Consider the following 12,411-nt stretch of genomic DNA (forward strand, 5'->3'; position numbering starts at 1 on the left):
AGGAGCGGCTTCGATCCGCTCCTCCTCACTTCACCGGCCGCTTCTCGAGCTTCCGCGCCAGCGTCCGCCGATGCATCCCGAGCCGCCTTGCGGCTTCCGAGATGTTGAAATCGGTTTCGATCAGGGTCTGGTGGATGCGTTCCCACTCCAGCGTCTTAATCGATGTCGGCCGGGCGTCGAGCGCGACCTCGGCATTGCCTGCGGCCTTGTTGAAGGCGGCCTCGATGTCGTCGGTGTTCGACGGCTTTGCCAGATAGTGGCATGCGCCGAGCTTGATGGCCTCGACGGCGGTGGAGATGCTGGCAAAGCCCGTCAGCACCACGATCAGCATCTCCGGATCGTGCGTGTGCAAGAGCTCCACGCAGGCCAGTCCCGAGGCGCCGCCGAGCTTGAGGTCGACGACGGCATAGCCGAACGATCGCTCCTCCAGGACTTTCCGCACGTCCTCGATCGAGGCGGCGAGCACGACCTCGTAGTCGCGGCGCTCGAACGAACGCTTCAGGGTGCGGGCGAAGCCGGCATCGTCCTCGACGACGACGAGCGAACGATCAGGCGTCAAAGCTGCCTCCGATCGCGAGCGTTGCGAGCGGCAGCGTGAGGCGGACCGTAGCGCCGCGCTTCCTGTGGTTCTCGGCGGTCACGCTGCCCCCTAACTTGCGCACCACGTTCACCACCAGGAACAGGCCGAGCCCGCCGCCGGCGCGGCCCTTGCTCGATTGATAGGGCTTTCCGAGCTGTGCCAGCATCTCCGGCGCAAAGCCGGGGCCGCGATCGCTGATCGACAGCACGAGATGATCGCCCTCGCGCCCGGCAACGAGCTCGACCCAGTCGCGCGAGACCTCGTAGGCGTTGTCGAGCACGTTGAAGATCACCTGCTTCAGCGCGACGTCCGAGACGATTGCGACGTCTTCGCCGAAAGTGTTGACGAAATACAACGTGCGCGCCGAGCGCGCGTCGCGCCACTCTTCCACGAGCGCGGTGACGAAAGCCGCCACCGTCGTCGGCGACGATCCCTCGCCGCGGGCTTCGCCCGCCGACACCAGAATGCCTGTCACGATCGACTTGCAGCGTTGCAGCGAGGTCTCCATCTCCTCGAGGTCCTCGGCCAGCTCCTGATCGGCGGCGAGGTCGGGCATGCGGCGCCAGTCGCCGAGGATGACCGAGAGCGAGGCGAGCGGCGTGCCGAGCTCGTGAGCCGCGCCGGAGGCGAGCAGGCCCATGCGCACGATATGATCCTGCTCGGCGGCATGCTGGCGCAGCGCCGCCAGATGCGCGTCGCGCTCGCGCAAATTCCTGTTGATGCGGGTGACGAACACCACCAGCAGCACGGCGTTGAGCACGAAGCCCAGCAGCATGCCGGTAACCGTGAGGGTGTAGGTCTCGCTCAGCGGGTTCGGCGGCAGATCGAGCGGTCGGTAGGCGACGGTCAGCCAGACGAAGCTCGCGCAGGTCAAGGCGACCAGCGACCAGGTCGAGCGGCCATCGAGCAGCACCGCGCCCAGCGTCACCTGGAGCAGGAACAGCGAGGTGAAGGGATTGGTGGCGCCGCCGCTGAGGTAAAGCTGCGCGGTCAGCGCGGCGACGTCCAGCATCAGGGCGACCAGCAACTCATTGTTGGTGATCGCGGCGCGATGGCGCACCCAAACCAGGCTGGAGATGTTGAGAAATATCAGGGCGCCGATTACCGCCCCCATGCGGGTGAGGGGCAGGGGAATGCCGAGCCACACATGCACGCCGCCGATGGTCACGATCTGGCCGACCACTGCGGTCCAGCGCAGCTGGATCAGCAGCGCCATGTTCTTGCGGTTGGTCTCGTCGTCGGTTGGCGCTGTGCCGATCAGCTCGCTGCGCGCGTCCGCCTGCGATTGCAGCGTGACGGCGCCATGCGTTCGTCCGTCGTCAGGTGGGCTCGCCGATCGTTCCAGCATCTGATCCCGTCCTGCGGGCGACAGCATCGGGGCCGCCGGCCGCTTCGTGGACGAAGCCGCTCCAGGGCTCCTTGCGGCGGAACAGCCCGCCGCCGAATGTGACGAAAAGTCTGCCGGCCAGCATGAACGCCAGGGCAAACCACGTCAGCGCGTAGATCAGGTGGTTATTGGGAAAGCTGATCACGGTCAATCCGCCGATTGGGCCGTTGCCGGATTGTGATCGAGCGTCGGCATCGACGAAGAAGGGCGCGACGTGGTCGAGGCCGCGTGCCGCCGCAATCGCGGTGACATCCCGCGAGTACCAGCGATTGTGCTCAGGCACGTTGGTCCTGAGGAATCCGCCTTTTGGCTCCGTCACGCGCAACAGGCCGGTGATCTCGACCTGGCCTTGCGGATTGCCGTCCCGGCGCGTCGAGGCGTCGCGCCGCTCGGGCGGCACCAAGCCGCGGTTGACCAGGACCAGCGTGCCGTCGTCGCGCCTGAGCGGCGTCAGCACCCAATAGCCCGGGCCTTCTTCGGTGACGGCCTGAACCAGCGTCTCGCGGTCATGCAGGAAATGGCCGGAGACGCTGACGTGCCTGTATTCGTCGTTCGCGGCGGAGACGGTCGGCCATGCCGCCGGCGAGGGGATCGGCTGGGCCGGGGCATGAACGCGCTGCTCGACGCGATCGATCAGCGCCAGCTTCCAGGCGCGGCGCTCGATCTGCCAGACGCCGAGCGCGATCAGAAGCGCAAAGGCCGTGAGCGAGAGGATCGTGAGCCACAAGGGCGGGCGCGCTGCGTTGCTGCGCGTCCCGTTTGCCTCGCTCGTCACGGTCCGGGTCTCGTTCATTTCATCCCGGTCATCTGGTGGATCGGCATCATGTTGCTGTTGAGGTGGTTCATCACCCACAGCGAACCCGACAGGGCGATCACCACCATGACGATGGTGAAGATCAGCGCCATCATGCTCCAGCCGTTCTCTGACGTCGTGTTCATGTGCAGGAAGTAGATCATGTGCACGATGATCTGCACGACCGCGAAGGCCATGATCACCAGCGCGGTGATCTGCTTGCTCGGAAGCGCGCCGCTCATCACCAGCCAGAACGGGATCGCGGTGAGCACGACCGAGAGCACGAAGCCGAGCATATAGGTCGAGAACGAGCCGTGGGCATTGGCGTGGCTGTCGCCGTGATGATGATCGTCCGCGTGGGCGGCGTGAGTATCGGTGTTCATCGCAGAACTCCCAGGAGATAGACGAAGGTGAAGACGCCGATCCAGACCACGTCCAGGAAGTGCCAGAACATCGACAGGCACATCAGGCGGCGGCGATTGGCCTCGATCAGGCCGAACTTCCAGACCTGCACCATCAGGGTCACCAGCCAGATCAGGCCACAGCTGACGTGCAGGCCATGGGTGCCGACCAGGGTGAAGAAGGCGGACAGGAAAGCACTACGCTGCGGCGTCGCGCCCTCATGGATCATGTGGGCGAACTCGGACAGCTCGATGCCGATGAATGCGGCTCCGAACAGGCCGGTGATCGCCAGCCAGATCTGGGTCTGCGCGATCTTGTTCTGCTGCATCGTCAGCATGGCAAAACCATACGTGATCGACGACAGCAGTAGCATCGAGGTGTTGACCGCGACCAGCGGCAGCTCGAACAGATCCTTCGGCGCCGGGCCGGCGGCGTAATTGCTGCCGAGCACGCCGAAAGTGGCGAACAGGATCGCGAAGATGAGACAGTCGCTCATCAGATAGATCCAGAAGCCGAGCGAGGTGCTGTAGCCTTCCGGATGCGGGTGTTCGTCGGCGAGGTAGAAGACCGGCTCGCCGGTTTGCGTGGGATTGACAGCGACAGTCATTTACTTGGCTCCGGCGAGCAGCTTGGTGCGCGCGTCTTCGGCCCGGATGACGTCCTCGGCCGGAATATCGAAATCGCGGTGATAGTTGAAGGTGTGACCGATGCCGACGGCGAGCATCGCGATGAAGCTCGCGGCCGCCAGCCACCAGATGTACCAGATCAGGCCGAATCCCATCGCGGTGGCGAAGCCGGCGAGGATGATGCCGGTGCCGGTGCTGCTCGGCATGTGGATCGGCTTGAACCCGGTGAGCGGGCGCTGATAACCGCGCTTCTTCATGTCCCACCACGCGTCGTTGTCGTGAGCGACGGGGGTGAAGGCGAAGTTGTAGGCCGGCGGCGGCGAGGAGGTCGCCCATTCCAGCGTGCGCGCGTCCCAGGGATCGCCGGTGACGTCCTTGAGCTGCTCGCGCCTGAGGAAGCTGACGGCGAACTGCATCAGCATCGAGAGAATGCCAAGGAAGACCAGGAAGGCGCCAATGCCGGCGACGATGAACCAGATCTGCAGGCTCGGGTCGTCGAACACACGGAGCCGGCGGGTCACGCCCATCAGTCCGAGCACATAGAGCGGCATGAAAGCGAGGTAGAAGCCCGTGACCCAGAACCAGAACGACAGCTTGCCCCAGAACGGGTCGAGCTTGAAGCCGAACGCCTTCGGGAACCAGTAGCCGATACCGGCGAACGCGCCGAACACGACGCCGCCGATGATTACGTTGTGGAAGTGCGCGATCAGGAACAGGCTGTTGTGCAGGACGAAGTCGGCCGGCGGCACCGCGAGCAGCACGCCGGTCATGCCGCCGAGCACGAAGGTCAGCATGAACGCGATCGTCCACATCATCGGCAGCTCGAAGCGGATGCGGCCGCGATACATCGTGAATAGCCAGTTGAACATCTTCGCGCCCGTCGGGATCGAGATGATCATCGTGGTGATGCCGAAGAAGGAGTTGACGCTGGCGCCCGACCCCATCGTGAAGAAGTGGTGCAGCCAGACTAGGTACGACAGGATGGTGATGACCACCGTGGCGTAGACCATCGAGGTGTAGCCGAACAGCCGCTTGCCCGAGAAGGTCGAGGTCACTTCCGAGAAGATGCCGAAGGCGGGGAGAACCAGGATGTAGACCTCGGGATGACCCCAGATCCAGATCAGGTTCACGTACATCATCGGGCTGCCGCCGAAATCGTTCGTGAAGAAGTTGGTGCCGACGTAGCGATCGAGCGAGAGCAGCGCGAGCACGACGGTCAGAACCGGGAAGGAAGCGACGATCAGCACGTTGGTGCAGAGCGCGGTCCAGGTGAACACCGGCATCCGCATCATGGTCATGCCGGGGCACCGCAGCTTGACGATGGTGCAGATCAGGTTGATGCCGGACAGTGTCGTTCCGACGCCCGCGACCTGTAGCCCCCATATGTAATAGTCGACGCCGACATCCGGACTGTAGCCGATGTTCGACAGCGGCGGATAAGCGAGCCAGCCGGTGCGGGCGAATTCGCCGATGAACAGCGAGGCCATCACCAGCACCGCGCCGCCGACCGTCATCCAGAAGCTGAAATTGTTCAGGAACGGGAACGACACGTCGCGCGCGCCGATCTGGAGCGGCACGACGAAGTTCATCAGGCCGGTGACCAGCGGCATCGCCACGAAGAAGATCATGATCACGCCGTGGGCGGTGAAGACCTGGTCGTAGTGATGGGCGTTGAGATAGCCCTCCGAGCCGCCGAAGGCGAGCGCCTGCTGCAACCGCATCATCAGCGCGTCGGCGAAGCCGCGCAGCAGCATCACGATGCCGAGGATCATGTACATGATGCCGATGCGCTTGTGGTCGACGCTGGTGAACCACTCGCTCCAGAGATAACCCCAGACGCGGAAATAGGTCAGGCCGGCGAGCATGATGAGGCCGCCGGTCGCCACCACGGCAAACGTGCCGACGACGATCGGCTCGTGCAGCGGCAGCGATTCGAAGGTGAGCCGGCCGAAGATGAGCTTGAGAAGATCAGGAGACATGCGGGATCTCTTTACGAATCTGACTTCGGACGTTGTCCGAGGAAGAAGGACGAGGACTTCAGCGGCGTGAAACTCGGCCGCTTCAGGCCGGCGCCGAGCAGCGGCGCGGTGTCGACAGGTGCCGTGATGGAAGCGGTGGTCCTGCCCTGCGGCGCATCGGGCGTGCAGGTGCCGGCGACGAAAGTCGGCTCCGGCCCAAGCGCGGTGCCGCGGCGGGCGTACTTGTCGTAGGCCAGCGGCAGGGTGTTGTTCAGACCCTCATGGCCGAGGCCCCCCTTGGCGTCGATCGCCATCATCTCGCTCTGGCACATCTTGCCGGTTTCGACGCACATGTTGAGGATCAGGCGGTAGAGATCGGAATCCACGGTACCGTAGCGCCGCACCGGCTCGTTCTGGCTGGGCTTTTCGAGCTGGAGATATTCGGCGCGGCCGAGCGAGCCGCCGCCGGACTTGGCGCTGGCGATCCAGGCGTCAAAGCCCTTGTCGTCGAGACCCTGGAAGTTGAAGTGCATGCCGGAGAAGCCGGCCCCGCTGTAGTTCGCCGAAAAGCCCCGGTAGGTGCCGGCGTGGTTCACGACGGCGTGGAGCTTGGTCTCCATGCCCGGCATTGCGTAGATCTGGCCGGCCAGCGCGGGGATGTAGAACGAGTTCATCACCGAGGACGCGGTGATGCGGAAGTTGATCGGACGATCGACCGGAGCTGCCAGATCGTTGACGGTGGCGATGCCGTAATCCGGATAGATAAAGAGCCACTTCCAGTCGAGCGCGACGACGTCGACCTCGAGCGGGGCCTTGGACTGGTCGACTGCGCGGTCGGCATGGATGCGGCCGAGCGTGCGATAGGGGTCGAGCAGGTGCGTGCCCATCCAGGTCAGCGCGCCAAGGCAAACAATGATCAGAAGCGGCGCCGACCAGATCACCAGCTCGAGGCTGGTCGAGTGGTCCCATTCCGGCTCGTAACGGGCGTCGGTGTTGGACTGGCGGTAGCGCCAGGCGAACAGCACCGTCAGCGCCATCACGGGCACGACAATCAGGAGCATTAGGACGGTGGAGATGATGACGAGGTCGCGCTGTTGCGCTGCGATATCGCCGGCCGGCGCCAGCACGACGTAGTTGCAGCCGCTGAGCGCAACCGCCAGGGGTAGCAGCGCCAGGATCTTGAAACGGGACACGGGCCGAGCCTTATGAGAATGAGTTTCTTTTGCGGACCAAGGGGTAGCTGCGGCGCAGCAATCCGGACATTGGACAATTTGTCCAATGTTGCAGTGCGGGATGTTGCGCCAGACAGGGCTAGATTGCCTGGCACCTCGCCGGGCGGTCGGCTTTGGTTTTCAGGACGTTAAGGGCGCGCGAATGGCGATGGCACAGACCCCCGCAATGGCAGACCACTCGGGCGAGCACGGCCATGATCAGGCCAGTCCCGGCGAGATCGCCATCGGCGTCATCATCGGCCGCACCTCGGAATTCTTCGACTTCTTCGTTTTCGCGATCGCCTCGGTGATCGTGTTCCCGCGCCTGGTCTTCCCGTTCACGAGCGAACTGACCGGCACCCTCTATTCCTTCATGATCTTCGCGCTGGCCTTCATGGCGCGGCCGATCGGCACCGTCATTTTCATGACGGTCGACCGCGAGTACGGCAAGACGGCCAAGCTGATCTCGGCGCTGTTCCTGCTCGGCACCGCCACCGTCGCGATCGCGTTCCTGCCCGGCTATCACGAGATCGGCGCTGCCGCGATCTGGCTGCTGGCGCTGGCGCGCATCGCACAGGGTCTGGCCTGGGGCGGCGCCTGGGACGGCATGGCCTCGCTGCTGGCGCTGAACGCGCCGCCTTCAAAGCGCGGCTGGTACGCGATGGTGCCGCAGCTTGGTGCGCCGCTTGGTCTGATCGTGGCGAGCGGGCTGTTCGCCTATTTCGCCGGGAATCTGTCGGCCGACGATTTCTTCGATTGGGGCTGGCGCTATCCGTTCTTCGTCGCCTTCGCCATCAACGTCGTGGCGCTGTTCGCGCGCCTGCGCATGGTGACGACGGAAGAATATGCCTCGCTGTTCGAGACCCGCGAATTGCAACCCTCGCGCATCTCCGAGACTGTGGCGCGCGAAGGCCAGAACATCATGCTCGGTGCGTTTGCGCCGCTGGCGAGCTTCGCGCTGTTCCACATGGTCACGGTGTTTCCGCTGTCCTGGGTGTTCCTGTTCACCCGCGAAAGCCCGGTGCGCTTCCTGATCATCGAGATCGTCGCCGCCGTGTTCGGCGTCGGCGCGATCGTGCTCTCCGGCGTCATCGCCGATCGCGTCGGCCGCAAGTCGCTGCTGATGGGATCGGCGATCGCGATCGCGATCTACAGCGGCTTTGCCCCGCAGCTGCTCGATGCCGGCGCGTTCGGCGAGACCATCTACATGGTGATCGGCTTCATCCTGCTCGGCCTGTCGTTCGGCCAGTCCTCGGGTGCGATCGCCTCGAACTTCAAGCAGGCGTATCGCTACACGGCCTCGGCACTGACCTCCGACATGGCCTGGCTGTTCGGCGCCGGCTTTGCACCGCTGGTCGCTCTGTTGCTTGCGACCAATCTCGGCGTCATCGCCTCGGGTGCGTACCTGCTGTCAGGCGCGTTCTGGACCTTGCTCGCGCTCTGGCTCAGCGGCCAGCGCGAGGCCGGCGATATGGACGCGGGCCGCTGATCGGGCGGAGCTCGTAGGGTGGGCAAAGGCGCGTAAGCGCCGTGCCCACCATCTTTCAACGATCCTTATCGGGTATGGTGGGCACGCTTCGCTTTGCCCACCCTAGGGCAGTTTGCAGTACGTCAATCCGCCACGACCTTCACACGATCGCGCACCTTCACCTGCGCGTTGCGATCGAGCCCGTTGAGCACGCGAAAACGCTCGGCCGGATGATCGACGCCGGCCATGCGGTGGGAGAGCGATTCCACGGTGTCGCCGGGCTGCACGGTGATGACCTTGATGCGCAGCGGGCGCGCGGCCTGGATCTCTTCGAGCGTCAGGCGGCGGAATGAACCGACGGTCTCGCGCGCATTGCGCTCGCTCTCGGTCGACTTCTGCCGTGCCGCGAAGATGAAGCGGTAGACGTCGCTGCCGAAGCGCAGCGCATAGACCTTGAACTGCCACTGGTCGCCCTTGGCGGTGGCGGACGCAGCCGGGAAACCGTTGATGGTGATGTCCTCGGTGGAGGCTTTCTCGACGCCCTCCATCCAGCCGGAATTCAGGTAATCGCCCAGCGACTGTTCGGCCGGCACCCGCACGACATCGAAACGCATCGCCTGCGAGCCGCCGTCGCGCACGCCGATCACGGCCTGCGCGGTATTGTCGAGCGTAAAATTGTCCGGCGCCTGGAAGGTGAAACCGAGCTTCGGATGCAGGAAGCGCCGGCCGCGGACAAAACCTTCGCTTGGGTCTTCGCCGTAGACGAGATTGTCGATCGCGGCGAGATACGTCTCGCGGTCGCGCTCGCCGCCCTCTGGCGCTGCGTATTGCCGCGCGATGGTCTGCGCGTTCTGCACGCGCTCGGGCGTTGCCGGATGCGACGAGGTGAAATCCTGCGCGCGCGGATCGAGTGAGGTCTTGCCGACCTTCAGCTCGGCATTGCGCTCCATCGCCGAGAGAAAGCGTGCAGCACCATAAGGATCGAAATGGGCCTTGGCGGAGATGCCGACGCCGACGCCGTCGGCCTCGAACTCCTGATTGCGCGAAAAGCTCGCCATGGTCAGCTTGGTCTTGGCGAGCGCCAGCGCGGTGAGATCGGGATCGTTGCTCATGTCGGTGACGACGCGGGTGACGATCGCGGCCTGGCGGGCCTGGTCCTCGCGCATCGCGGCGTGCTTGGACAGCACATGCGCCATCTCGTGGCTGAGCACGGAGGACAATTCCGACGTATCGCTCGCCAGCGCAAGAAGACCGCGCGTGACATAGAGCTGGCCGTTCGGCAGCGCGAAGGCGTTCACCGCGCCGGAATTGAGGATCGTGACCCTGTAACCCTGATCGGGGCGGTCGGACGCTGCGACCAGGCGGTCGACGGTCTTGGTGACGAGCGATTCGAGCCTGGGGTCGTCATATGTGCCGCCGTAGCTCGCCAGGATGCGCTCGTGCTCCTTTTCGGTGGCGGGGGTCTGCGCGACGGCCGGCTTCGGCTTGGGCATTGCGACGGTCGGGGGCGCCGCCGTGGTCTGGAACCGGCCCATATCGCCGCAACCGGCGAGGGCTGAACCCAGCACGAGGCATAGCGCAGCCGGCGCTGCCCGCAGGCGGCGGCGTTCACCTCGTCCGTGCCGTCCTAGCACCCCATTCACGTCGCTTAACCCGTGCCTGGCCCTTTTTAGGGCCTTACCCCTGTCGGCTCGTTTGCGCCCAGCAACTCGATTTGTCCCACGAGGCGTACATCGATACGCGGCCCCGTATTCCCCTCAGCCCAGCCCCGGACACGAATACGCTTATTTTCCAGAGACTTAAGGGCGATCCCGGCGCTTTCGAACGCGGGTATCATGCGCTTTGAAATAGTCACGGCGAAGCCGCGTGTCCAGTTTCGTCCGAAGTTGAGGTAGGTCATTGCCCCAGCTTGCCGGACCGACAGGACTTTGCCCTCGACCACCACAAAACGCCCGATCCCCGCCAAAATATCGTCCGGACTTTCCGCGTTTTTTATGGCCGACAGGTCAGCCCAGCTGCCCTTTTTTTGGCGCCTCGCCTCGGCCTCCGCCGCCATCAGGGCGGCCGCGCAGTCCTTATCGGCGATCTCGGCGGAGACGATGGCGTCGCCCTGGGCGAGGAGCGTCGCCTGCACGGAGATGCCGCTCTCGCCGACAAAGACCAGCGCGCCCTGGCGGCCATAGCGGTCGGGCGTGTCGTCGGCGCTGCGCAAAATAACGTCGCGACCGACGAGCAGCGTCGTCAGCGCCTGCTTCGTGGTCGCGGTCGGCTCGATGCCGGTCAAGCGGATTTCCCGGCCGTCATCGAGACGCAGACTGCGCGCATCGATCGCGGTGACGCGGCCTTCGCCCTGGGACTCGAACTGGCACGGCGTGGCGGACGCACCGCGAGCCGCGACCAGAAGACATGCGACGATGAGATGAAGCAGTCGCGTCACGTTGCCCGGAAAGGTTGCGTTGCGCTCCAACCATAACTCAAGCGCGGTGGGGCGCGAAGACTGTTTGTTCATACTCCGTCATTGCGAGCGCAGGGAAGCAATCCAGAGTCCCTCCGAGGAAAGATCCTGGATTGCTTCGCTGCGCTCGCAATGACGGCGGAGGCACTCTTCCGCATCTCGTCATTCCGCTTTGCGGAAAGCGCGTGTTGATCGTTCATCTGCATCGTCCCGTGCGCTTGCTGCGCTGTCGCGCATGCGGCATGATTGCGGTAACAGCAATAACCAAGCCGCCATCAGAGTACGGCGCGATAAGGGAGGTCTTTTCGATGAAGCATGTTTTGTCGGGCATTTTTGCCGCTGCGTTGGCGCTGAGCGCGAGCGCCGTGCAGGCCCAGGACAAGCCGCCACTGAAGATCGGCGGCATCCTCGACATGTCGAGCCTGTATGCCGACATCACCGGCCCCGGCAGCGAGACCGCGGCCAAGATGGCCGTGGAGGACTTTGGCGGTGAGGTGCTCGGCCGCAAGATCCAGGTGCTGGCTGCCGACCATCAGAACAAGGCCGATCTCTCCGCCAATATCGCCCGCGACATGCTCGACAATCAGGGCGTCGAAATGATCTATGACGTCGCGGCCTCCGCGACCGCGCTCGCCGCCGGCGAGATCGCGAAAGCGCGCAACAAGATCATCATGTTCAACGGCCCGGGCTCGATCCGCCTCACCAACGAGGCCTGCGGTCCCTATACCATTCACTACGTGTTCGACACCTACGGTCAGGCCAATGTGACCGGCCTTGCGGCCGTGAAGTCGGGCCTCGACACTTGGTACTTCCTCACCGCCGACTACGCCTTCGGCCAGGATCTGGAAAAGGACACCAGCGCCGTCGTGACCAAAACCGGAGGCAAGGTGCTCGGCAGCGTGCGCCATCCCCTCAACACGTCGGATTTCTCGTCGTTCCTGCTGCAGGCCCAGGCCTCGAAAGCCAAGGTGATCGGGCTTGCGAACGCCGGCGGCGACACCGTCAACGCCATCAAGCAGGCGGCCGAGTTCGGCATCACCAAGGGCGGCCAGAAGGTCTCGCCGCTGCTCGCCTTCGTGACCGATATCGACTCCATCGGACTCGAGACCGCGCAGGGCCTGTTGCTGGCGGAAGCCTTCTACTGGGATCTCAACGATGACACCCGCGCGTTCTCGAAGCGCTTCCAGGAGCGTATGAAGCGGCCGCCGACCTCGGCGCAAGCTGGTGTCTATTCGTCCGTGACTCACTATCTGAAAGCGGTGAAGGCAGCCGGCACGACCGACGCTGCGACGGTGATGAAAGTGATGAAGGAGACGCCGATCAACGACTTCTTCGCCAAGAACGGCAAGATCCGCGAGGACGGCCGCATGCTGCACGACATGTACCTGTTCGAGGTCAAGAAGCCGTCGGAATCCAAGGGCCGCTGGGACGACTACAAGCTGCTCGCCACCGTGCCCGGCAGCGAGGCGTTCCAGTCGCTGGAGCAGTCGCGCTGCCCGTTGGTGAAGAAATAAACACCGTCATTGCGAGG

At 64.3% G+C, this 12,411-nt stretch carries 11 protein-coding genes; 2 read left to right on the forward strand and 9 right to left on the reverse strand.

Going from position 1 to position 12,411, the window contains the following annotated elements:
* Positions 1-25: 25 nt before the first annotated feature.
* Genes IVB19_RS01945 through cyoA form a run of 7 tightly spaced genes read right to left on the reverse strand, consistent with a single transcriptional unit; the run spans position 26 to position 6,939 of the window.
* Complete coding sequence (locus tag IVB19_RS01945) at positions 26-559, reverse strand: response regulator transcription factor (RefSeq protein WP_018452952.1); 534 nt, start codon at positions 557-559, stop codon at positions 26-28.
* Positions 549-1,928 carry an ATP-binding protein gene (locus IVB19_RS01950; RefSeq protein WP_247360832.1) on the reverse strand — a complete coding sequence of 460 codons (1,380 nt, stop codon included), beginning with the start codon at positions 1,926-1,928 and terminating at the stop codon, positions 549-551. Before IVB19_RS01950 ends, IVB19_RS01945 begins: the two co-directional genes overlap by 11 nt.
* Positions 1,900-2,760 carry an SURF1 family protein gene (locus IVB19_RS01955; protein ID WP_247360833.1) on the reverse strand — a complete coding sequence of 287 codons (861 nt, stop codon included), beginning with the start codon at positions 2,758-2,760 and terminating at the stop codon, positions 1,900-1,902. Before IVB19_RS01955 ends, IVB19_RS01950 begins: the two co-directional genes overlap by 29 nt.
* The gene (gene cyoD, locus IVB19_RS01960) at positions 2,757-3,143 is read right to left on the reverse strand and encodes a cytochrome o ubiquinol oxidase subunit IV (protein ID WP_085351630.1); all 387 of its coding nucleotides are present in this window, start codon (positions 3,141-3,143) and stop codon (positions 2,757-2,759) included. The genes IVB19_RS01955 and cyoD overlap by 4 nt, the downstream gene beginning before the upstream one ends.
* A complete protein-coding gene (cyoC, locus tag IVB19_RS01965) occupies positions 3,140-3,769 on the reverse strand; it encodes a cytochrome o ubiquinol oxidase subunit III (RefSeq protein WP_085351629.1) in 630 nt (209 codons plus the stop codon). Before cyoC ends, cyoD begins: the two co-directional genes overlap by 4 nt.
* On the reverse strand, positions 3,770-5,767 hold the full coding sequence (gene cyoB / locus IVB19_RS01970) for a cytochrome o ubiquinol oxidase subunit I (RefSeq protein WP_018452957.1): 1,998 nt from the start codon (positions 5,765-5,767) through the stop codon (positions 3,770-3,772).
* A gap of 11 nt (positions 5,768-5,778) precedes the next feature.
* Positions 5,779-6,939: a ubiquinol oxidase subunit II gene (gene cyoA / locus IVB19_RS01975; protein WP_027567955.1), complete on the reverse strand. Its 1,161-nt coding sequence runs from the start codon at positions 6,937-6,939 to the stop codon at positions 5,779-5,781.
* A 181-nt stretch (positions 6,940-7,120) separates the two neighbouring features.
* Here cyoA and IVB19_RS01980 point away from each other — a divergent pair, with 181 nt between their 5' ends.
* The gene (locus IVB19_RS01980) at positions 7,121-8,446 is read left to right on the forward strand and encodes an MFS transporter (RefSeq protein ID WP_085351627.1); all 1,326 of its coding nucleotides are present in this window, start codon (positions 7,121-7,123) and stop codon (positions 8,444-8,446) included.
* A 122-nt stretch (positions 8,447-8,568) separates the two neighbouring features.
* On the opposite strand, the gene IVB19_RS01985 is transcribed toward IVB19_RS01980, so the two are convergent.
* Entirely contained in the window at positions 8,569-9,960 is a 1,392-nt protein-coding gene (locus IVB19_RS01985; RefSeq protein WP_240544076.1) for a M48 family metalloprotease, read from the reverse strand.
* Positions 9,961-10,094: 134 nt separating this feature from the next.
* Positions 10,095-10,934 carry a thermonuclease family protein gene (locus IVB19_RS01990; RefSeq protein ID WP_085351626.1) on the reverse strand — a complete coding sequence of 280 codons (840 nt, stop codon included), beginning with the start codon at positions 10,932-10,934 and terminating at the stop codon, positions 10,095-10,097.
* A gap of 254 nt (positions 10,935-11,188) precedes the next feature.
* On the opposite strand from IVB19_RS01990, the gene IVB19_RS01995 reads away from it, so the two are divergent.
* Positions 11,189-12,394: an ABC transporter substrate-binding protein gene (locus IVB19_RS01995; protein WP_018452962.1), complete on the forward strand. Its 1,206-nt coding sequence runs from the start codon at positions 11,189-11,191 to the stop codon at positions 12,392-12,394.
* Positions 12,395-12,411 lie beyond the last annotated feature (17 nt).

Origin of the sequence: Bradyrhizobium sp. 187, assembly GCF_023101005.1 — a bacterium.
Lineage (GTDB): Bacteria > Pseudomonadota > Alphaproteobacteria > Rhizobiales > Xanthobacteraceae > Bradyrhizobium > Bradyrhizobium canariense_D.

Coding starts and splice junctions, on each gene's coding strand:
- IVB19_RS01950 (WP_247360832.1), bottom strand. CDS start 1,928: ATGCTGGAACGATCGGCGAGCCCACCTGACGACGGACGAACGCATGGC.
- IVB19_RS01955 (WP_247360833.1), bottom strand. CDS start 2,760: ATGAACGAGACCCGGACCGTGACGAGCGAGGCAAACGGGACGCGCAGC.
- cyoD (WP_085351630.1), bottom strand. CDS start 3,143: ATGAACACCGATACTCACGCCGCCCACGCGGACGATCATCATCACGGC.
- cyoC (WP_085351629.1), bottom strand. CDS start 3,769: ATGACTGTCGCTGTCAATCCCACGCAAACCGGCGAGCCGGTCTTCTAC.
- cyoB (WP_018452957.1), bottom strand. CDS start 5,767: ATGTCTCCTGATCTTCTCAAGCTCATCTTCGGCCGGCTCACCTTCGAA.
- IVB19_RS01980 (WP_085351627.1), top strand. CDS start 7,121: ATGGCGATGGCACAGACCCCCGCAATGGCAGACCACTCGGGCGAGCAC.
- IVB19_RS01985 (WP_240544076.1), bottom strand. CDS start 9,960: ATGGGCCGGTTCCAGACCACGGCGGCGCCCCCGACCGTCGCAATGCCC.
- IVB19_RS01990 (WP_085351626.1), bottom strand. CDS start 10,934: ATGAACAAACAGTCTTCGCGCCCCACCGCGCTTGAGTTATGGTTGGAG.
- IVB19_RS01995 (WP_018452962.1), top strand. CDS start 11,189: ATGAAGCATGTTTTGTCGGGCATTTTTGCCGCTGCGTTGGCGCTGAGC.